Origin of the sequence: Streptomyces sp. RKAG337 (assembly GCF_023701715.1) — a bacterium.
Taxonomy (GTDB): domain Bacteria; phylum Actinomycetota; class Actinomycetes; order Streptomycetales; family Streptomycetaceae; genus Actinacidiphila.
Genome location: NZ_JAJOZA010000001.1, coordinates 126,606 through 147,983, shown reverse-complemented (window position 1 = coordinate 147,983; position 21,378 = coordinate 126,606). Strand labels below are relative to the sequence as shown.

At 71.9% G+C, this 21,378-nt stretch carries 14 protein-coding genes and 1 pseudogene; 11 read left to right on the top strand and 4 right to left on the bottom strand.

Going from position 1 to position 21,378, the window contains the following annotated elements:
* The first annotated feature begins 10 nt into the window (after window positions 1–10).
* Together LNW73_RS00695 and LNW73_RS00690 are read left to right on the top strand one after the other, a co-directional pair.
* Window positions 11–1,225, top strand: coding sequence for an acetyl-CoA C-acetyltransferase (locus LNW73_RS00695; protein ID WP_250979258.1), 1,215 nt, complete (start codon window positions 11–13; stop codon window positions 1,223–1,225).
* A gap of 31 nt (window positions 1,226–1,256) precedes the next feature.
* A complete protein-coding gene (locus LNW73_RS00690; RefSeq protein ID WP_250988425.1) occupies window positions 1,257–3,434 on the top strand; it encodes a 3-hydroxyacyl-CoA dehydrogenase NAD-binding domain-containing protein in 2,178 nt (725 codons plus the stop codon).
* A gap of 36 nt (window positions 3,435–3,470) precedes the next feature.
* Here the strand turns inward: LNW73_RS00690 and LNW73_RS00685 are convergent, their stop codons facing one another.
* Window positions 3,471–4,208, bottom strand: a complete 738-nt coding sequence (locus LNW73_RS00685) for a MerR family transcriptional regulator (RefSeq protein WP_250979260.1) — start codon at window positions 4,206–4,208, stop codon at window positions 3,471–3,473.
* Window positions 4,209–4,368: 160 nt separating this feature from the next.
* Here LNW73_RS00685 and LNW73_RS00680 point away from each other — a divergent pair, with 160 nt between their 5' ends.
* The gene (locus tag LNW73_RS00680; protein WP_250988424.1) at window positions 4,369–6,159 is read left to right on the top strand and encodes an AMP-dependent synthetase/ligase; all 1,791 of its coding nucleotides are present in this window, start codon (window positions 4,369–4,371) and stop codon (window positions 6,157–6,159) included.
* A 5-nt stretch (window positions 6,160–6,164) separates the two neighbouring features.
* Window positions 6,165–7,571 carry a M1 family metallopeptidase gene (locus LNW73_RS00675; RefSeq protein WP_250988423.1) on the top strand — a complete coding sequence of 469 codons (1,407 nt, stop codon included), beginning with the start codon at window positions 6,165–6,167 and terminating at the stop codon, window positions 7,569–7,571.
* 29 nt (window positions 7,572–7,600) lie between these two features.
* On the opposite strand, the gene LNW73_RS00670 is transcribed toward LNW73_RS00675, so the two are convergent.
* Window positions 7,601–8,668: a fatty acid desaturase family protein gene (locus LNW73_RS00670; protein WP_250988422.1), complete on the bottom strand. Its 1,068-nt coding sequence runs from the start codon at window positions 8,666–8,668 to the stop codon at window positions 7,601–7,603.
* 157 nt (window positions 8,669–8,825) lie between these two features.
* Between LNW73_RS00670 and LNW73_RS00665 the strand changes: the two genes are divergently transcribed.
* From LNW73_RS00665 to recQ, 5 genes and pseudogenes are all read left to right on the top strand, one after another.
* On the top strand, window positions 8,826–9,329 hold the full coding sequence (locus tag LNW73_RS00665; RefSeq protein WP_250988421.1) for a GNAT family N-acetyltransferase: 504 nt from the start codon (window positions 8,826–8,828) through the stop codon (window positions 9,327–9,329).
* Window positions 9,330–9,436: 107 nt separating this feature from the next.
* Entirely contained in the window at window positions 9,437–11,857 is a 2,421-nt protein-coding gene (locus LNW73_RS00660) for a Tex family protein (protein WP_250988420.1), read from the top strand.
* Between the two features lie 84 nt (window positions 11,858–11,941).
* Window positions 11,942–12,528: pseudogene (locus tag LNW73_RS00655) on the top strand (oxygenase MpaB family protein); the annotation flags it as partial.
* A 177-nt stretch (window positions 12,529–12,705) separates the two neighbouring features.
* Window positions 12,706–14,646: a Xaa-Pro dipeptidyl-peptidase gene (locus LNW73_RS00650; RefSeq protein ID WP_250992762.1), complete on the top strand. Its 1,941-nt coding sequence runs from the start codon at window positions 12,706–12,708 to the stop codon at window positions 14,644–14,646.
* 86 nt (window positions 14,647–14,732) lie between these two features.
* Window positions 14,733–16,703 (top strand): DNA helicase RecQ, encoded by a 1,971-nt coding sequence (gene recQ / locus LNW73_RS00645; protein WP_250988419.1) that lies wholly within the window; start codon window positions 14,733–14,735, stop codon window positions 16,701–16,703.
* On the opposite strand, the gene LNW73_RS00640 is transcribed toward recQ, so the two are convergent.
* Both LNW73_RS00640 and LNW73_RS00635 read right to left on the bottom strand, forming a co-directional pair.
* Window positions 16,700–17,659 (bottom strand): tellurite resistance/C4-dicarboxylate transporter family protein, encoded by a 960-nt coding sequence (locus tag LNW73_RS00640; protein WP_308407774.1) that lies wholly within the window; start codon window positions 17,657–17,659, stop codon window positions 16,700–16,702. The genes recQ and LNW73_RS00640 overlap by 4 nt on opposite strands.
* A gap of 19 nt (window positions 17,660–17,678) precedes the next feature.
* Window positions 17,679–18,794 carry a baeRF3 domain-containing protein gene (locus LNW73_RS00635; RefSeq protein WP_250979267.1) on the bottom strand — a complete coding sequence of 372 codons (1,116 nt, stop codon included), beginning with the start codon at window positions 18,792–18,794 and terminating at the stop codon, window positions 17,679–17,681.
* Window positions 18,795–19,115: 321 nt separating this feature from the next.
* Between LNW73_RS00635 and LNW73_RS00630 the strand changes: the two genes are divergently transcribed.
* Complete coding sequence (locus LNW73_RS00630; protein WP_250988417.1) at window positions 19,116–20,396, top strand: alginate lyase family protein; 1,281 nt, start codon at window positions 19,116–19,118, stop codon at window positions 20,394–20,396.
* A 91-nt stretch (window positions 20,397–20,487) separates the two neighbouring features.
* Window positions 20,488–21,294 carry an SDR family NAD(P)-dependent oxidoreductase gene (locus LNW73_RS00625; RefSeq protein ID WP_250988416.1) on the top strand — a complete coding sequence of 269 codons (807 nt, stop codon included), beginning with the start codon at window positions 20,488–20,490 and terminating at the stop codon, window positions 21,292–21,294.
* Window positions 21,295–21,378: the final 84 nt, after the last annotated feature.

Genomic DNA, 21,378 nt, shown 5'->3' with positions numbered 1-21,378 from the left:
GGCACCCGACGTGAGTCCCGAAGCGTACGTATTCGACGCCATCCGCACCCCGCGCGGCCGCGGCAAGGCCAATGGCGCACTGCACGGCACCAAGCCGATCGACCTGGTGGTCGGCCTCATCCACGAGATCCGCCGCCGGTTCCCCGGGCTGGACCCGGCCGCCATCGACGACATCGTGCTGGGCGTCGTCGGCCCGATCGGTGACCAGGGCTCCGACATCGCCAAGATCGCCGCGATCGCCGCCGGGCTGCCCGACACCGTCGCCGGCCTCCAGGAGAACCGCTTCTGTGCCTCGGGCCTGGAAGCGGTCAACCTGGCTGCGGCGAAGGTGCGCTCCGGCTGGGAGGACCTGGTGCTGGCCGGCGGTGTGGAGTCCATGTCCCGCGTTCCGCTCGGCACCGACGGCGGCGCCTGGGCGATGGACCCGATGACCAACTTCGAGACCGGCTTCGTCCCGCAGGGCGTCGGCGCCGACCTCATCGCCACCATCGAGGGCTTCTCCCGCCATGACGTCGACTCCTTCGCGGCCCTGTCGCAGGAGCGGGCGGCCGAGGCGTGGAAGGACGGCCGCTTCGCCCGGTCCGTCGTCCCGGTCCTGGACCGCAACGGACTGACCGTCCTGGACCACGACGAGTTCATCCGCCCCGGCACCACCGCCGAGACCCTCGCCAAGCTCAAGCCGTCGTTCGCGACGGTCGGCGAGGCGGGCGGCTTCGACGCCGTGGCGCTGCAGAAGTACCACTGGGTCGAGAAGATCGACCACGTCCACCACGCGGGCAACTCCTCGGGCATCGTGGACGGCGCGGCGCTCGTCGCCATCGGCAACCGCGAGACCGGTGAGCGCTACGGCCTCACCCCGCGCGCCCGCATCGTCTCGGCCGCCGTCTCCGGCGCCGACCCCACGATCATGCTGACCGGCCCCGCGCCCGCCGCCCGCAAGGCGCTCGCCAAGGCGGGCCTCACCATCGGTGACATCGACCTGGTGGAGATCAACGAGGCGTTCGCCGCCGTCGTGCTGCGCTTCGTCCGCGAGATGGGCCTGAGCCTGGACAAGGTCAACGTCAACGGCGGCGCCATCGCCATGGGCCACCCGCTCGGCGCGACCGGCGCGATGATCCTCGGCACCCTCATCGACGAACTGGAACGGCGCGATCTGCGCTACGGCCTGCTGACGCTGTGCGTCGGCGGCGGCATGGGCATCGCCACCGTCATCGAGCGCGTCTGATCCCGTCCAACCCCCTTACGGAGACCTTGAGATGAGCGAGTCCACCACCATCCGCTGGGAGCAGGACGGGAACGGCGACGGAATCGTCACCCTGATCCTCGATGACCCCAACCAGTCCGCCAACACCATGAACGCGGCCTTCGCCGACTCCCTGGACGCCGTCCTGGAGCGGCTGGAGGCCGAGGCCGACTCCGTACGCGGCGTCATCATCACCTCCGCGAAGAAGACCTTCTTCGCCGGCGGGGACCTGCGCGACCTGATCCGCGCCACGCCCGAGAACGCCGCCGACGTCTTCGCGGGCTCGATGCGCATCAAGGGCCGGCTGCGCCGCCTGGAGACCCTCGGCAAGCCGGTCGTCGCCGCCATCAACGGCGCCGCGCTCGGCGGCGGGTACGAGATCGCGCTGGCCTGCCACCACCGGATCGCCCTGGACGCCCCCGGCTCCAAGATCGGTCTGCCCGAGGTCACCCTCGGGCTGCTGCCCGGCGGTGGCGGAGTGGTGCGCACCGTCCGGCTGCTCGGCATCGCCGACGCGCTGCTCAAGGTGCTGCTGCAGGGCCGGCAGTACGCCCCGCGGCAGGCGCTGGAGGCCGGCCTGATCCATGAGGTCGCCACCGACCGAGAGGAGATGCTGGCCAGGGCCCGCGCGTTCATCGACGCGAACCCGCAGGTGCAGCAGCCCTGGGACGTCAAGGGCTACAGGATCCCCGGCGGTACCCCCAAGAGCCCGGCGTTCGCGGCGAACCTGCCGGCCTTCCCGTCCAACCTCCGCAAGCAGCTGGCCGGCGCCCCGTACCCGGCGCCGCGCAACATCCTCGCGGCGGCCGTCGAGGGCTCCCAGGTCGACATCGACACCGCGCTCGCGATCGAGGGCCGGTACTTCACCGAACTGGCCTGCGGCCCCATCTCGAAGAACATGATCCAGGCGTTCTTCTTCGACCTGCAGGCCGTCAACTCCGGTGCCAACCGTCCGCAGGGCATCGACCCGCGCCCGGTCACCAAGGTCGCCGTCCTCGGCGCCGGGATGATGGGCGCCGGTATCGCCTACTCCTGCGCAAAGGCGGGCATCCAGGTCGTCCTGAAGGACGTGTCCGCGGAGGCCGCCGAGCGCGGCAAGGCGTACTCGGCCGCCATCCTGGACAAGGCGCTCGCCCGCGGCCGCACCACCCAGGCCAAGCGGGACGAGCTGCTGGGCCGCATCACGGCGACCGGCGACCCGCGGGACCTCGCGGGCTGTGACGCCGTCATCGAGGCGGTCTTCGAGGACCCGTCGCTCAAGCACAAGGTCTTCCAGGAGATCGAGGACGTCATCGCCCCCGACGCCCTGCTCTGCTCCAACACCTCGACGCTGCCGATCTCACTGCTGGCGGAAGGCGTCAAGCGCCGCCAGGACTTCATCGGTCTGCACTTCTTCTCGCCCGTCGACAAGATGCCGCTGGTGGAGATCATCAAGGGCGAGCACACCAGTGCGGAGGCGCTGGCCCGCGCCTTCGACCTGGTGCGGCAGATCCGCAAGACCCCGATCGTCGTCAACGACTCGCGCGGCTTCTTCACCTCGCGCGTCATCGGGCACTTCATCAACGAGGGCGTCGCGATGGTCGGCGAGGGACTGGACCCGTCCTCTGTCGAGCAGGCCGCCGCGCAGGCCGGTTACCCGGCCAAGGTGCTCTCGCTGCTGGACGAGCTGACGCTCACCCTGCCGCGCAAGATCCGCGCGGAGTCGCAGCGCGCCATCGAGGCCGAGGGCGGCAGCTGGCGGGCCCATCCCGCCGATCTGGTCCTGGACCGGCTGATCGACGAGTTCGGCCGCACCGGCCGCAGCGGTGGGGCCGGGTTCTACGACTACGAGGACGGCAGGCGGACCCGGCTGTGGCCCGGTCTGCGCGAGCACTTCAGCAAGCCCGACGCGCGGATCCCGTTCCGGGACATGCAGGAGCGGATGCTGTTCTCCGAGGCGCTGGACACCGTGCGGCTCCTCGAGGAGGGCGTGCTGACCTCCGTCGCCGACGCCAACATCGGCTCGATCATGGGCATCGGCTTCCCCGCCTGGACCGGTGGCGTCCTGCAGTACATCAACGGCTACGAGGGCGGACTGCCCGGCTTCGTGGCCCGCGCCGGAGAGCTGACGGCCGCGTACGGCGAGCGCTTCACCCCGCCCGCGCTGCTGGTCGCGAAGGCGGAGAAGGGCGAGACCTTCACGGACGGCTGACGGGTCACCGCAGCTGTCGGTGTGCGGGCTTCGGTCTCAGTCCCTCCCGGACGAGGCCGAAGCCCGCAGCTCCTCCGCCAGCGACCGCTGGAAGGCCGTCACCAGGGCCTGGACCAGGGCCGGCTGGATGTACTCGGTGAGCGAGCGCATCCGGGCGGTCTCCTCCGGGCTCGGGTCACCGTCCAGATACGGCTGCCAGACCTGCTCGCGGAAGAGCTTCTGCAGCTCATGGGCGACGGCCCGGGTGTGCTTCAGCACGATCTCGCGGGTGGCGAGCACCGTCTCCAGCGGGATCGGCACGTCCAGCAGCCGCACCCCCAGGTGCAGCATCGCCGGATTGACCAGGAAGACCTCGGGACGGTCGGTGCGGTCCAGCACGCCCATCGCCGACAGCCGGTCCACGTCGTGGTCGGTCAGCGCCCGGCCCGCCCGCCGCTCCAGCTGCGCGCGCGGCGTCTCCTCGGCGGAGTCCGGCACCCAGGCGGCGACCAGCGCCCGGTGCATCGCCAGATCCTCCGCGGTGATGTCGGCCGGCAGCTGGAGGAGGTAGCGCTCGATCGCCGCCAACGTCAGCCCCTGGTGCTGCAGTTCCTCGATCAGCGACAGCCGCGCCAGGTGCTCGGGCCCGTAGAGCCCCACCCGCCGCGGACCCAGCACGGGCGGCGGGAGCAAGCCCTTGCTGCTGTAGAAACGAAGCGTACGGACGGTGACTCCGGCCCGCGCCGCCAGCTCGTCGACGGTGAGGCCGGCCGGCTGGATCAGGGACTGCGTCATGCGCTGCGCCTCGCTTCCGTCGGTACCCCGGTGCCGCCCCGGTCGATGCGGCGGATCGTGCTCAACAGTATTGCTGTCTCAGCGATGGTGTGAAAGCTTGCGGTTCCCGTACTCCACCAGGTTCCAGGAGACCGGCCGCCAGGCCGGCCAGGAGGCCGTCATGCCCACGATCCTGCGACTCCCCGCCGAACCGTCCGAGCTCACCCTCCCCGCGCTGCTGCTGCGCAACGCCGAGGACCACGGGGACCTCCCCGCGCTGTCCTGGCGCACCGCCGACGGGACCGGCTGGACCACCCTCACGTGGTCGGATGTCCGCCGCAAGGTGGCCGTCCTCGCCTCCGGCTACGCCGCGATCGGCGTGGAGCGCGGCGAGCACGTCCTGCTGATGATGGGCAACCGCCCCGAGCACTGGCTCTCCGACCTCGCCCTCGTCCACCTGGGCGCCGTGCCGGTCTCCGTCTACGGCACCGCCGCGCCCGAACAGATCGGCCATATCGCCCGCCACAGCAGGGCCCGGCTCGTGGTCGTGGAATCGGCGCGCGAGGGGGCCCGCTGGGAGCCGCTGCTCGACGACCCGCAGACGCGGCTGCGGCGGATCGTCGTGGTGGAACCGGGCGAGGCGGGGCCGCACGTCGCGTACTCCTCGATCGCCGCGCAGGGCGTCCGGCTGTACGACGCCGACGCCTTCGAGAAGGGCTGGCGCGCGGTGGGCGCGGCCGACCCGCTCACCGTCGTCTACACCTCAGGGACCACCGGCGACCCCAAAGGCGTGGTGCTCTCGCACCGCAATGTGCTGCTCAACGGCATCGCGCTGGACCGCGTCGCGGACTTCCCCGGCCATGCCGCGAGCATCTGCTATCTGCCCTTCGCCCACATAGCCGAGCGCATGCTCGGAATCTATCTGCCGGTCTTCCGGGCCGGGCACGTCCACCTCTGCGCCGATCCGCAGGCCGTCGCCGCGACCGCCAGGGAACTGCGCCCCGTGCAGTTCTTCGGTGTGCCCCGGGTCTGGGAGAAGCTCACCTCCTCGGTACGGGCCGCTCTCGGCCTGCTGCCCGAGGAGCGGCGGGCGGCCGTCGAGGCGGCCGCCGAGACCGCGCGCGCCGTGGTGAAGTGCCGCGAGCGCGGCGAGGAGCCCGCACCGGCCCTGGCCGCGGCCTACGCCGAGGCGAAGGCCCGGGTGCTCGACCCGGTGCTCGCCCTGGCCGGCTTCGAGCGGCTGACCTGGACGGCGAGCGCCGCCGCGCCGATGCCCGTCGACATCCTGGAGTTCTGGGCCGGCTTCGGGCTCGTCATCGTCGACGCCTGGGGCCTGACGGAGACGACCGGTGTGGCCACCACCAACAGCCCCGGCGGCTTCCGCTTCGGCTCCGTCGGACGGCCGCTGGACGGGGTGGAGATCCGGACCGCGGAGGACGGCGAGATCCTCGTGCGCGGACCGATCGTCTGCGCCGGCTATCTGCGGCCGGACGGCACGGCGCTCCCCGCCACCGACGCCGACGGGTGGTTCCCCACCGGGGACGTCGGCCGGATCGACGAGGACGGCTATCTGTGGATCACCGACCGCAAGAAGGAGATCATCGTGCTCTCCTCGGGCAAGAACGTGGCCCCCGCAGCGGTCGAGAACGCCCTCAAGGAGCACCCGCTGATCGGCCAGGCCCTGGTGCACGGCGACGGCCGCCCCTACCTCGTCGCGCTCCTCGTCCTCGACCCCGAGCTGGCTCCCGCCTGGGCGGACCGGGAGGGCCCGGAGGCGCTGCGCGCCGAGATCGCCCGCGCGGTCGCCACCGCCAACGCGCGGCTGAGCCGGCCCGAGCAGATCAAGCGCTACCACCTGCTCACCGACGAGTGGGGACCGGCCACCGGAGAGCTCACCCCGTCGCTCAAGTTGAAGCGCCGGGTGATCCGCAGTACGTACGCTGAGGAGATCGATTTCCTGTACGAGGGGTAGGACCTGTGCACCACCGACTCCTGCGCGCGGCGCTCTCCGGGCTGCTCCTCGTGACCGCGTGCACCGCGGGGCGCCCCTCCGCGTCACCGCCGTCCGCGAACGGCTCCTCCGGAGTCGGCGACCCGCTGTTCCCGCTGGCGGGCAACGGCGGGTACGACGTCTCGCACTACGGCCTCGAACTGGACTACGACCCCGCGACACGGCTGCTGCGCGGCACCGCGCGGATCACCGCGCGGGCCACCCGCGGTCTGCCGGCCTTCAACCTCGACCTGTCGGGCCTGGACGTCGGCAAGGTGACCGTCGACGGGGCCGCCGCCGGGAGCTCCCGTGCCGGGACCGAACTGACCGTGCGGCCGGCCCACGCCGTCGGTTCCGGCGCGGAGTTCACCACCGTCGTCGAGTACTCCGGGGTCCCCGGCACCATCAAGGACGCCGACGGCTCGCACGAGGGGTGGGTCCGCACCGACGACGGCGCCGTCGGCCTGGGCGAACCGGTCGGCTCGATGGCCTGGTTCCCTGGCAACAACCACCCCTCGGACAAGGCCGCCTACGACATCACGGTGACCGTGCCCGAAGGCCTGACCGCGGTGTCCAACGGGGAGTTGACCGATACCCGCACCACGGGCGGCCGGTCCACGTTCCGATGGCACAGCGCCGAGCCCATGGCGAGCTATCTGGCGACCGTCGCCATCGGGAAGTTCCAGGTGACCCGGTCGGCCACGGCCTCGGGACTGCCTGTCTACGTCGCCGTCGACCCCCGCGAGGCGGGCGAGGACCGGTCCGGTGTGCTGCGCAAGATCCCGCAGATCGTGGACTGGGAGAGCGGGCTCTTCGGCCCGTACCCCTTCTCGTCCACCGGCGCCATCGTGGACCGAGTCGACGGCGACACCGTCAACTACGCCCTGGAGACCCAGACCAAACCGGTGTTCCCCGGCGACCGGAAGGGCACCACCCTGGACGAGCCGACCCTGGTGCACGAACTGGCGCACCAGTGGTTCGGCGACTCCGTCACGCCGCGCACCTGGCAGGACATGTGGCTCAACGAGGGCTTCGCCACCTACACCGAGTGGCTGTGGGACGAACAGCACGGCGGTGAGAGCGTTCAGAAGCACTTCGACGAGACCTACCGGGACGACGCCCAGTGGGCGTTCCCGCCGGCCGACCCCGGCAAGCCGGAGAACGTCTCCGACGCCCCGGTCTACGGACGCGGCGCGATGGTCCTGCACAAGGTGCGGCAGGCCGTCGGGGACGCGCCGTTCTTCGCCATCCTGCGCGGCTGGGCCATCGGGCACCGGGGCGGGAACGTCGACTCCGCCGAGTTCACGGCCTGGTGCGAGAAGCAGTCCGGCAAGGACCTCAGCGGCCTGTTCGCCGCCTGGCTGTACGGCGACGGCCGCCCCGAAGCTCCTTAGGGGCAGGGGGCGTTCGCGTCAGACAAGGCCTAGGAGGCGGGGGCCGGGTCGCGCAGCGGGGCGCCGACCTCGTGCATGTGGCTGAGCGCCTGGGCGTACGAGTCGAGCAGCCCGGTCTCGGTGTAGCGGACGCCCAGCCGGGCGCAGTGCTCGCGGACCAGCGGCTGGGAGAGGCGCAGGTGCGGGCGGGGCATGTTCGGGAAGAGGTGGTGCTCTATCTGGTAGTTGAGCCCGCCGAGGAACCAGTCGGTGACCAGCCCGCCGCGTACGTTGCGCGAGGTGAGGACCTGACGGCGCAGGTGGCCCCAGCGCGATCCCGGCTCCGGCATCTCCATGCCCTTGTGGTTCGGGGCGAAGGCGGAGCCCAGGTGCAGACCGAACAGCGCGTGGTGCAGCAGCGCGAAGGCGATGGCCTGGCCGACCGGCATCGCGATCAGCAACAGGGAGATGTAGCCGAGGAGATGGGCGGTGAGCAGGGCGCCCTCGACGCCGCGCTCGCGTGCGGTGCGGGACTTGAGGCTCTGGAAGCTGGACACCTTCAGCGCGATGCCCTCCAGCAGCAGCATCGGGAAGAACAGCCGCGCCTGGTGCCGGGTGAGGAAGCGTGCGAAGCCCTGCCGTTCGACGGCCTGGGCCCGCGTCCAGACCAGTGCGCCCACCTCGACGTCCGGGTCCTTCTCGATGTGGTTGGGGTTGGCGTGGTGCCGGTTGTGCTTGTCGTTCCACCAGCCGTAGCTCATACCGAGCAGCAGATTCGCGTGCACCAGGCCGATGAGCCGGTTGCGGTCCCGGCTGCGGGCGATCTGCTGATGTCCGGCGTCATGGCCGAAGAAGGCCGTACGGGCACCGAAGACCGCGGCCGGCAGGGCGAGGAGCAGCACCAGCCAGGAGCCGCCGAGCAGCAGCACCCCGCTCCATATGGCGCCCAGCGCGGCCAGGTTCAGGGCGATCGCGGCGGCGTAGTACCCAGGCCTCCGCTTGAAGAGCCCGTGCTCCTTGACTTCCCGCAGCAAGGGGGCGAAGTCGCTGCCCGCTGGACAGTCGGCGCCGTCGGAGGCGTCGATGACAGGGGCTGCGAGAATGCTGACGGGGGGCATGGGTGCTCCTCGATGCTGGCGTGCGGAATCCGTAGGTCGAACTTACGGATCAGCGGCCCGGAGCAGCCATGACGGCATCACCCCAACCGCTGGGGTGCCAAGCCCCCGGATATTCGGGGGCTAACCCCCGCACGGTCCTGTAAGTATGGGCCGCGTGATGGCAACAACAGACCACGCTGCCCGGTGGGAGACCGTCCCCCTGGCACCGGGGCATTCCGAGGCATCCGCGCTGCTGCGGCAGTACTACGTCGAACTGGTCGCCCGGTACCACGACCGGCCGGCGACCGACGCGGAAGTGGACCAGGTCCTGCTGGACGAGCCCAGCGATGACCTGGCCGTCCCCACCGGTCACTTTCTGGTCGTACGCCGTGACGGAGTGCCGATGGGATGCCTGGGCGTCCGGGTACTGGACCGGGACACCGGTGAACTGACCCGGATGTTCGTGCGCGCCGAAGCCCGGGGCCAGGGCGTCGCGAGCCGGCTGATCGCCGCCGCGGAACACGCCGCGCGCGACGTCCTCGGGGTGGCCGTGCTGCGGCTCGACACCCGCAAGGACCTGGTGGAGGCCCGGGCGCTGTACGCCAAGCACGGATACCGCGAGATCCCCGCCTACAACGACAGCCAGTACGCCGACCACTGGTTCGAGAAGAAGCTGGTCTGACTCCGCCGGGGGCGCGGTACGGCCGCGGGCCGTCCGCGCGGTCCCGGCCCGCGCGGGCATAATGCACGCAGAAGTCCAGCGGAGAGAGCAGGTTCAGCATCGTGACGATGTCTGTTGCAGGGTCGGTCGGGCCGTCGGTCGAGCGCAGGATCGCCGAGGAACTCGGGGTACGGCAGGCACAGGTGCAGGCGGCCGTCGATCTGCTCGACGGCGGCGCCACCGTGCCGTTCATCGCCCGCTACCGCAAGGAAGCCACCGGCACTCTGGACGACGCGCAGCTGCGCACCCTGGAGGAGCGGCTGCGCTACCTGCGGGAGCTGGACGAGCGGCGGGCCGCGATCCTGGAGTCCGTCGAGTCGCAGGGCAAGCTGGACGACGCCCTGAAGGCCCAGATCCTGGCCGCCGACTCCAAGGCGCGGCTGGAGGACATCTACCTGCCCTTCAAGTCCAAGCGGCGCACCAAGGCGCAGATCGCCCGTGAGGCCGGCCTGGAGCCGCTGGCGGACGCGCTGCTGGCCGACCCCGGCCTCGACCCGCAGACGGTGGCCGCCGGTTACGCCGACGCGGACAAGGGCGTCGAGGACGCGGCAGCCGCGCTGGAAGGGGCCCGCTCCATCCTCACCGAGCGGTTCTCCGAGGAAGCCGACCTGGTCGGCGAACTGCGCACCCGGATGTGGTCCAGGGGCCGCCTGGTGGCGAAGGTGCGCGAGGGGCGGGAGGAGGCGGGCGCCAAGTTCGCCGACTACTTCGACTTCACCGAGCCGTTCGCCAAGCTCCCCTCGCACCGCGTGCTGGCCATGCTGCGCGGTGAGAAGGAGGACGTCCTCGACCTCACCCTGGAGCCCGAGGAGCCCAGCGAGGGCCCCAGCAGCTACGAGCGCAGCATCTCGCACCACTTCGGCATCGCCGACCGGGGACGGCCCGCCGACCGCTGGCTGGCGGACACCGTGCGCTGGGCCTGGCGCACCCGCTTCCTGGTCCGGCTCGGCATCGACCTGCGCGGACAGCTGCGCCAGGGCGCCGAGGACGAGGCGGTCCGGGTCTTCGCCTCCAACCTGCGCGACCTGCTGCTCGCCGCACCGGCCGGCACCCGCGCCACCATGGGCCTCGACCCCGGTTTCCGTACCGGGGTGAAGGTCGCCGTCGTGGACGCCACCGGCAAGGTCACCGCCTTCGAGACGATCTACCCGCATGTGCCGCGCAACAAGTGGGACGAGTCGGTCGCCACCCTGGCCGCACTCGCCCGCGAGCACTCCGTGGACCTGATCGCGATCGGCAACGGCACGGCGTCGCGCGAGACCGACAAGCTCGCCGCCGATCTGATCCGGCTGCACCCGGACCTGAACCTGACCAAGGCCGTGGTCTCCGAGGCCGGCGCCTCGGTCTACTCCGCGTCGGCCTACGCCTCCGCGGAACTGCCGGAGCTGGACGTCTCCATCCGCGGCGCCGTCTCCATCGCCCGGCGGCTGCAGGACCCGCTGGCCGAACTCGTCAAGATCGATCCCAAGTCCATCGGCGTCGGCCAGTACCAGCACGACCTGTCCGAGCTGAAGTTGTCGCGCTCGCTGGACGCGGTCGTCGAGGACTGTGTGAACGGCGTCGGCGTCGACGTCAACACCGCCTCCGCGCCGCTGCTGCGCCGGGTCTCGGGGATCACCGAGGGGCTGGCGGGCAACATCGTCGCCCACCGCGACGCCAACGGGCCCTTCCGGTCCCGCAAGGCGCTCAAGGACGTCGCCCGGCTCGGCCCGAAGGCCTACGAGCAGTGCGCGGGCTTCCTGCGGATCCCCGGCGGCGACGACCCGCTGGACTCCTCCAGCGTGCACCCCGAGGCGTACCCGGTGGTGCGCCGGATCAGCGCCACGGCCAAGACGGACATCCCGTCGCTGATCGGCAACGGCACCGTGCTGCGGGCCCTGAAGCCGCAGGACTTCGTCGACGACTCCTTCGGGCTGCCGACGGTCACCGACATCCTCGCCGAGCTGGAGAAGCCCGGCCGCGACCCTCGACCCGCCTTCAAGACCGCCACCTTCAAGGACGGCGTCGAGGAGATGAAGGACCTGCAGCCCGGCATGCTGCTGGAGGGCGTGGTCACCAACGTCGCCGCCTTCGGTGCCTTCGTCGACGTCGGCGTCCACCAGGACGGCCTGGTGCACGTCTCGGCGATGTCCCAGAAGTTCGTCTCGGACCCGCGCGAGGTCGTCAAGCCCGGTGACATCGTGCGGGTGAAGGTCCTGGAGGTCGACATCCCCCGCAAGCGCATCTCGCTGACGCTGCGGCTGGAGGACGAGGCCACCCCGCGCGGTCCGCGGGACGACCAGCGTCCGGGCGGCGGCGGTGGCGGCGAGCGCCGGGGCGGCCCGCCGCGCCAGGCCCGGGGCGGGCAGGGCGGCCAGGGCGGCGGCCGGGGCGCCCGCGACGACCGCGGTGACCGCCGCGGCGGCGGCTCCGCGGCTCCGGCCCCCGGCGGCGCCATGGCCGACGCGCTGCGCCGCGCGGGCCTGGACAAGGGCAAGGGCGGCCGCTGACCCGTCGTCACTTTCTACGGCCGGCGCGCCCGCGCCGGCCGTGGAGTGGGTTCCCGCCGGGTGCCGGGAACCAGGGGGTATGCCGTGGGACGCTACGACCACTTACGCGAGATCCGCCGCTCGATCCGGAGCGGGACTTCCTGCGGATCTACCGGATCAGCGCGACCCTCGAGTTCCCCTGGGACTTCGCCCGGGCCTTGGAACTCGCCCTCTACCGCACCTACGCCGTCCCCAGCATCGGGCGGCTGCTCGCGGAGACCGCGGAGCTGACCGACCGTTCGCAGAAGCGCTACGACGACACCGCGCTGCTGCTCGACGCCGTCGTCGGGCACGGCTTCGCGAGCGCGAACGGCCGCACCGCGATCCGCCGCATCAACCAGATGCACGGGCGCCACGACATCAGCAACGACGATCTGCGGTACGTGCTGTGCACCTTCGTCGTCATGCCGAAGCGCTGGCTCGACGCCTACGGCTGGCGGCGGCTGTCGCCGCACGAGCTGCGCGCCGCGGCCGTGTACTACCGCACCCTCGGCGCCCATATGGGGATCACGGAACTCCCGCGGACCTTCGAGGAGTTCGAGTCGCACCTCGACGCCTACGAGGTGGCGCACTTCGGCTGGGACGAGGGCGGCCGCAGGGTCTCCGACGCGACCCTGGACCTGATGGCGTCACTGGGCACCTTCGGTCCTGGCGGCTGCCCGGTGCCGCACGACAGGGGCGGGCACAACCGCCCCGGCTGAACCAGAAGTTGTCTCGTATCCCCCTTCTGTCATGGCAGGTACAACCGCTACGGTCCGCCCGTGCTCATACATGCGCGGGGAACCCGCACCCAATGGATATCCGCCGTGGTGGCAGTACTCGCCGCCCTGGCCGCCGTACTCACCGCACCGACCGCCGCACACGCGAACACCCGGGACGCGGGGACGGTACGGCAAGGACTGAGCCAACCCGACTACTCCTACGCCGACGCCATCCGCGAATCGGTCTGGGTGGACACCGGACTCGACGGCGACGCGGACGGCAAGGCCGACCGCGTCGCCGTCGACATCGTCCGGCCCAGTGAACCCGCCAAGGCCGGCCGGAAGATACCGGTGATCATGGACGCCAGTCCCTACTACTCCTGCTGCGGCCGCGGCAACGAGAGCCAGCTGAAGACGTACGACGCCAACGGCGACATCGTGCAGGCGCCGCTCTTCTACGACAACTACTTCGTGCCGCGCGGCTACGCCGCCGTCCTGGTCGACCTGGCGGGCACCAACCGCTCCGACGGCTGTGTCGACGTCGGCGGCCGGTCCGACGTCCGGTCCGCCAAGGCCGTCGTCGACTGGCTGAACGGCCGCGCCAGGGGCTACAGCGCCCGCGCCGGCGGCCGGTCCGTCAGGGCGAGCTGGACCACCGGCGCCGTCGGGATGATCGGCAAGAGCTGGGACGGCACCATCGCCAACGGTGTCGCCGCCACCGGAGTGGCCGGTCTGAAGACCATCGTGCCGATCAGCGCGATCAGCTCCTGGTACGACTACTACTTCCACCAGGGCGCTCCGCTCCAGGACGGCCCCGAGTGGCTGTCGGACCTGGTCGAGAGCCCGAACGCCAAGGCCCACTGCGCCGCACAGCAGCAGAAGATCATCGCCGGCTCGCCGCGCACCGGTGACTGGACCCCGTTCTGGACCGAGCGCGACTACGTCAAGGACGCGGACAACGTGCGCGCCAGCGTCTTCGCCGTCCAGGGCATGCAGGACCTCAACGTCCGCACGAAAAACTTCGGTCAGTGGTGGGACGCCATCGCCGCCAACGGCGTCGAGCGCAAGGTCTGGCTCTCGCAGACCGGACACGTCGACCCGTTCGACGCCCGCCGCACCGCCTGGGTGCCCACCCTGCAGCGCTGGTTCGACCACTACCTGCTGGGCGTGCGCAACGGCATCGAGCGCGAGCCGATGGCCGACATCGAGCGCACCCCCGACCACTGGACCACCGACCGCGTCTGGCCGCCGGCCGCGACCGGCGACACGCGGCTGAACCTGCGCGCCGGCACCACGCCCGGCGTCGGCACCCTCGGCACGAAGCCCGCCGACCACGGCAGCACCGCGTCGTTCACCGACGACCCGGCACTGTGGGAGGAGGACTGGGCCGCCCAGCCCGACGCCGCCGGCCCCGCCAGGACGGCCTTCACCACCGGAGTCCTCACCAAGGACCTGCGGCTGTCCGGCAACGGCACGGTCACCGTCACCGCGACCTCCTCCACCACCAGCGCGCACCTGTCGGCGGTCCTGGTCGACCTCGGCCCGGCCACCATCAGGAACTATCTGGGGGACGGCGAGGGCATCAAGACGCTGGCCACCCGTTCCTGCTTCGGGGACAGCACCGCCGGTGACAGCGCCTGCTTCCTCGACACGGCGGCGGACACCACCACCGTGGACCACACCGTGTTCAGCCGGGGCTGGGCCGACCTCGGCCACTACGCGTCCCTGAACCACGGTGTGCCGCTGGTCCCGGGCAAGCCGTACACGATGACCCTGAAGCTGGCCGCCACCGACCATGTGATCCCGGCCGGCCACCGGCTCGCCGTCATCATCGCGGGTACCGACGGCGGGCTGATCCAGCCCGCCGACACCACCCCGAAGATCACTGTCGACCTGGCCCGTTCGGGGGTGGACCTGCCGCTCGTCGGTGGCTACGGCGCTCTGCACACCTCCACCGCCGCGGTGGCCCCGCAGGCCCGCGGGCTGCGCGCCCCGGCCGCCCCGCGCCCGGCCTTCGACGGCCTCCCGGCGGCGGCGCGGCTGCGCTGACACCGGACGGTCCCCGTCCCGGCCGAACCCGGCCGGGACGGGGAATCGTGTCATGGCGGGCACCGGGCTCCTCGTAGACTGCCCGGATGACTGCTGCTGCCCTCGACGAGACGTCCGAGACGAGCGACGCGCTGCGCGTCCTGCACCGTGTGTTCGGCTACGGGTCGTTCAGAGGGGCGCAGCAGGAGATCATCGATCATGTGGTCGCCGGCGGTGACGCCCTCGTCCTCATGCCGACCGGTGGCGGCAAATCGCTCTGCTACCAGATCCCCGCGCTGGTCCGGGACGGTGTCGGTGTCGTCATCTCGCCGCTGATCGCCCTCATGCAGGACCAGGTCGACGCGCTCACCGCGCTCGGTGTGCGGGCCGGGTTCCTGAACTCCACGCAGGACCTGGACGAGCGCCGGTCGGTCGAGGCGGCCTTCCTCTCCGGCGAGCTGGACCTGCTCTACCTGGCGCCCGAGCGGCTGCGCTCCGAGGCGACGCTGCGACTGCTGGACCGCGGCACGATCTCGCTGTTCGCGATCGACGAGGCGCACTGCGTCGCCCAGTGGGGCCACGACTTCCGGCCCGACTACCTCATGCTGTCGGCGCTGCACGAGCGCTGGCCGAAGGTGCCCCGCATCGCGCTGACCGCGACGGCCACCGAGGCGACCCACGGCGAGATCGCGTCCCGGCTGAACCTCAAGGACGCCCGGCACTTCGTGGCGAGCTTCGACCGCCCGAACATCCAGTACCGGATCGCCCCGAAGGACGAACCGAAGAAGCAGCTGCTGGAACTGCTGCGCACCGAGCACCCCGGCGACGCGGGCGTCGTGTACTGCCTGTCGCGCGCCTCGGTGGAGAAGACCGCCGAGTTCCTGGTGGGCAAGGGCATCGACGCGGTGCCGTACCACGCGGGTCTCGACTCGCGGGTCCGGGCGGCGAACCAGTCGCGGTTCCTGCGCGAGGACGGGGTGGTGGTCGTCGCGACCATCGCGTTCGGCATGGGCATCGACAAGCCGGACGTGCGCTTCGTCGCCCACCTGGACCTGCCCAAGTCCGTCGAGGGCTACTACCAGGAGACCGGCAGGGCCGGGCGCGACGGCCTGCCGTCCACCGCCTGGCTCGCGTACGGCCTCCAGGACGTCGTGCAGCAGCGCAAGATGATCGAGACGTCCGAGGGCGACGAGGCCCACCGCCGCCGGCTGGGCACCCACCTCGAAGCCATGCTGGCGCTGTGCGAGACGGTCGAGTGCCGCCGGGTGCGGCTGCTGGCCTACTTCGGCCAGCAGAGCACCGCGTGCGGGAACTGCGACACCTGCCTGACCCCGCCGGAGTCGTGGGACGGCACCATCCCCGCGCAGAAGCTGCTCTCGACCGTGCTGCGGCTGGAGCGTGAGCGCCACCAGAAGTTCGGCGCCGGCCAGATCATCGACATCCTGCTCGGCAAGAAGACGGCCAAGGTCATCCAGTTCGACCACGACACGCTGTCGGTGTTCGGCATCGGCACCGAGCTCGGTGTGTCCGGCTGGCGCGGGGTGGTCCGCCAGCTGCTGGCCCAGGGGCTGCTCGCCGTCGAGGGCGACTACGGCACGCTGGTGCTCACCGACGCCAGCGCCGAGGTGCTGGGCCGCAAGCGTGAGGTGCTGCTGCGGCGCGAGCCGGAGAAGGCCGCCGGTGCGGAGAAGTCGGCCAAGTCCCGCCGGGCCGCTCCCGTCGACCTGCCCGAGGCACTGCTGCCGGTGTTCGAGAAGCTGCGCGCCTGGCGTGCCGCCAGTGCGAAGGAGCAGGGCGTCCCCGCATACGTGATCTTCCACGACGCGACCCTGCGTGAGATCGCCACGGCCGCTCCCACGGACCTGGCGGCGCTCGGCACCATCAGCGGCGTCGGCGAGAACAAGCTGGCGAAGTACGGGCAGCAGATCCTGGACACGCTCTCCGGCACGGAGCGCGAGCCGGAAGCGGCGGAAGCGGCGGAAATGCCGGACGCGGCGGACGAGCCGGAGGGGTTCGGCGACATGCCGGAGCCCGAGGACGCGGAGGACCCGGCGGGGGAGCCCGACCCGGAGTTCTAGGCCGGCGGCTCCCGGCCGGCCAGCGCCGAGCGGACCGTCCCCACGAAGACGACCACCCACAGCACGAGGGACGGCCACAGCAGGACGCGTCCCGCGGTCTCCGCCACCGGGACGTCCGCCGCGGTGGCGACGGCGAGGCACGCCACCGCCGTCATCCCGATCGGGAAGACCGTCGACCAGCGGCGGACGTCGTAGCGCGGACGTGGCCACCGGACCTCGCAGACCAGCAGGACGGCGAACCAGCACAGGTCCAGCACCAGCAGCACGATGGTGAGCACGCGCAGCGTTCCGTGCGCCGAAGGGGCCCAGTGCAGGGGGCCGTTCGCGGCGGACGCGGTGACGAGTCTGGAGCCGGCGAGCGCGGAGATGGCCAGCGCGCCGCCGGCCACCCACTGGTCGCCGCTGCCCGTCCGCAGCTGGCCGGCGTCGAAGCGCGGCAGCACCGCGGCGTAGAGCAGCAGGCCCAGCACGAAACACCCCAGTGCCGCCCACATCAGCCAGGCCTGCCGCTGGGCGAGCGCGAGGGACCCGGCCAGGACGGCCAGGCCCTCGGTGGCGACGCAGACGAGGAAGCCGGCCCCCGGCAGCCGGGGCTTCCAGTGCCGGACGACGGACGGCAGCAGCACCGGCCACAGCACCGTGGCCACGATCAGCAGGGCCGCCGCCGTCTCCTGCCGGCCCTGGAGCGACAGCCGGGTGCCCAGTACGGTCGTCGCGGCGATCGAGGTGAGCGCGGCCGGGGTCTCGGCCTGCGCCTTCCAGGTGCCGCGGTCCAGCAGCAGCCGGTCGGCGAAGAGTGCCGCGAGCAGCAGCCACGCCACGACCGCCGGCACGAGGAAGACCGCCGAGGCCACGTCGTACCCGGTCAGCCGCAGGCCGACCGAGATGATCGCGGCCGCCATCGAGGCCCCTCCGGCGGCGGGAGGACGACCGGCCCACCAGCGCCGTGCCGTCACCCGTTCGGGCACCGGACGGTCAGTAGCGCAGGACGAGGGCGACCCGGCCGTCGTCGCTGAGCGAGTCGTCCGGGACGAAGCGGACCTCGGTCTCCTTGTCCAGGGCCGCCTCGATGAGCTGGTCGACGACGTCCTCCTCGACGCCGTCGGCGGCGGTGCCGCCCTCGACCGGCACCAGATGGCCGTCCTGGATGCGGGCCGCGGCCTGGAAGTGCTCCTCGACCAGCAGCAGCGATCCACGGCCCTCGGTGACCGCCCGCCAGGCCTCGTCGAGGCCGCCGGCGAAGCGGCGCCGGCCGCGCGCGGAGTCGAGCTCCTCCAGTCCGTCGGCGTTCCGCTTGGCCGTGTACTCCTCGAACACCGGGCGCAGCCGTTCCGAGAGCTCGTGCGCGGGCGCCTTGTCGAGCCCGGCGCGGTCGAGCCGGCCCACCAGATCCTGCGGGTGCTGGGACAGCTCCGCCAGGAGGGTGACGGTGCTGGCCGTACCGACCAGGAAGACCGGCCGGCGCTCCTGGTCCAGCGCCTTGTCCAGCGCCGCGTCGACGGATCGCAGGTACTGGCGCATCCGCTCTTCGCGCTGGTGGCCGGGGACGGAGCCGATGTTCGCCCCGGGGACGGCGTCCTCCGGGTCCGGGATGCCCGGCTTCAGCGGGAAGCCGTGGCGCTCGACGGGTACCAGCCGGTCGCCGGATCCCTCCCAGAGCAGCGTCGTCTCCTCGGACACCACGAGCACCCAGTACGGGCGGGCGTACAGCCGCGCGGCGACGAGGTTGCGGGTGAGGAAGGTGTTGGCGAAGACGACGCGCTCCTGGATCTCCACGGGGGAGGACAGCTGCCAGATGTGCCGTTCGCCGGGGGCGAGCAGGACCAGCAGCCCGTCCTCCGCGTGCAGGAAGTCCACGTCCTGGGCCACCAGGTCCAGCTGCCCCTCCAGGTCGATCCGGTCCGCGCGCGAGACCTGCGGGTCGTCCGTGAGGCGCTTGCGGGCGTCCTCGAGCAGGTTGCGCAGCCGGATGGGGTCCTGGGCGTTCTCCGGCCGGTGCCGGTGGGTGGGCATCAGCAGCGAGACGGCCGGATAGGGCCGCGGCCGGCGCAGCCCTTCGAGGACCGCGGGGGTCAGTTCACTGGTGTGCATGCTCGCCCTCTCCACATGCCCGCCGCGGGAGCGGGCGGATCCGTCCTACCAGGGGAACAGGCTTACGGGCGGAGCGCGACTCGCGGAGCGCCGGGCGGGCCTCGGGGCCCGGGTTCCCTCTTCTGAACGCCGTCCCGCAGGCCAAAGGGAATCCTTCGTCCGAAACCCGGCCAATCGACGGCCGGGTCGACGCGAATCCTTGACGTGTTCACGGGCTTCTTCTAACTTCGCCTCTCATCACGATGGTTCATACCAATGCACAGTGTTCACAGGTGTGAATCTCGGGAGTTGACGCCACCCCCCACCGGAAGGCACCACCCCATGCGCACCGGAACCACTCCGCGCCCCCCACGCAGGCGGAGAACCCTGGTCCTCGCCTTCGCCGCCGTCGCCGGCCTGCTCTCGGCGGGCCTGGTCGCGGGCCCCGCCCTCGCCGCCAGGACGGCACCCGCCGCACCGCGGAGCCAAACCGTCGCCGGCGCACCGAAGAGCCCGGCCGTCGCCGCCGCCCCCGCCGCGTTCACCCACCCCGGCGTGCTGGTGAGCCGGGGCCAGCTCGACTTCGTCCGTGCCCAGGTCCGGGCGGGTGCCCAGCCCTGGAAGGCCGCCTACGACAAGATGCTCGCGAGCCCGTACGCGTCCCTGTCGCGCACCCCGAAGCCGCGCTCCGTCGTCGAATGCGGCTCGTACTCCAACCCCGACAACGGCTGTACGGACGAGCGCGAGGACGCCATCGCCGCGTACACCGACGCGCTGGCCTGGTACATCGGCCAGGACCACCGCTACGCCGACAAGGCCGTCCAGCTGATGGACGCCTGGTCCGCGGTCATCACCAACCACACCAACAGCAACGCACCGCTGCAGACCGGCTGGGCCGGCTCGTCCTGGCCGCGCGCCGCCGAGATCATCCGCTACACCGGGGCCGGCTGGTCCCCGACCGGTGTCACCCGCTTCGCGACCATGCTGCGCACCGTCTACCTTCCGAAGGTCATCAACGGCTCCCAGAGCAACGGGAACTGGGAACTGAGCATGATGGAGGCGGCCGTCGGCATCTCGGTCTTCCTGGAGGACCGCACCAGCTACGACAAGGCCATAGCCAGGTTCCGCGGCCGGGTGCCCGCGTACATCTACCTGCCCTCCGACGGCGCCCTCCCCAAGGCCCCGCCCGGCGGCAGCATCGACACCAGCGCGGAGATCATCAGCTACTGGCAGGGCCAGCGCACGTTCACCGCGGGTCTGACCCAGGAGACCTGCCGCGACTTCACCCACACCGGTTACGGCATCTCGGCCATCTCCCACATCGCGGAGACCACCCGTATCCAGGGCCAGGACCTCTACCCCGAGGTCGGTGAGCGCCTGCGCCAGGCGCTGGGCTTCCAGGCCAAGTACCAGCTCGGCGCGGCCGTACCGGCCTCGCTGTGCGGCGGACACCTCAAGCTGGGCCTCGGCCCGGTCACCGAGGTCGGCTTCAACGCGCTGCACCACCGGCTCGGCATCGCGATGGCCAACACCCAGCAGCTCACCGAGCAGCAGCGTCCCGCGGGCTCCGACAACCTCTTCGTGGCCTGGGAGACCCTGACCCACGCCGACAACGCCGGCTGACCACCGGGCGACCGGTACGGGGCCGGGCCGGTAGGGCGCGGACGCTCTCCTACGCTGGGGGTTCGATCACCCCTCCAGGAAGCAGCGCGCGATGCACCAGACCGGCCCGGTACCCGATTCCACCGCTGTCCCGCCGTTCCCGGCCACCGGCCGCCGCGTGCTGGTCAGCGGCGCCTCGCGCGGCCTCGGCAGGGCGCTCGCCCAGGCCTTCGCGGCCAACGGAGACCGGGTGGCGGTGCACTACGGATCGCGCCGCGAGGAGGCGGAGGAGACCCTGGCGGAGCTGCCGGGCACGGGCCATGTCCTGCTGGGCGCCGATCTCGCCGACCCGGCGGCGACGGCCCGGCTGGCGGCCGACGCGGCCGCCGCACTGGGCGGCATCGACGTGCTGGTGAACAACGCGGCCGTCAACACCCCGCACCCGCCCGCGACCACCGGCTACGAGGAGTGGACCGACGCCTGGCAGCGGCATGTCGCCGTCAACCTGCTCGGCACGGCCAACCTCAGTCATCTCGCCGCGCACCGGATGATCGCCTCGGGCACCGGCGGCCGCATCGTCAACATCGGCTCGCGCGGTGCCTTCCGCGGTGAGCCGGACCATCCCGCCTACGGCGCGACGAAGGCGGCGGTCCACGCGCTGGGCCAGTCCCTGGCCGTCGCGCTGGCGCCGCACGGCATCGCGGTGGCGTCCGTCGCGCCCGGCTTCATCGAGACCGACCGGGTCGCCCACCGGCTGGCCGGAGCCGGCGGCGAGGCGATCCGTGCGCAGAGCCCGTTCGGCCGGGTCGCCGCGCCCGCCGAGATCGCGGCCGCCGCCCTGTGGCTGGCGTCGCCCGCGGCCCTGTGGGCCTCCGGAACCGTCCTGGACGTCAACGGCGCCTCCTACCTGCGGACCTGACGGACCGGGAGCCGTCCGCTTGCCGGTCGCCCCGGCCGGCAATCCTCCGCAGGGGCGCTTCACTCGAACGTGTGAAATGCGCGG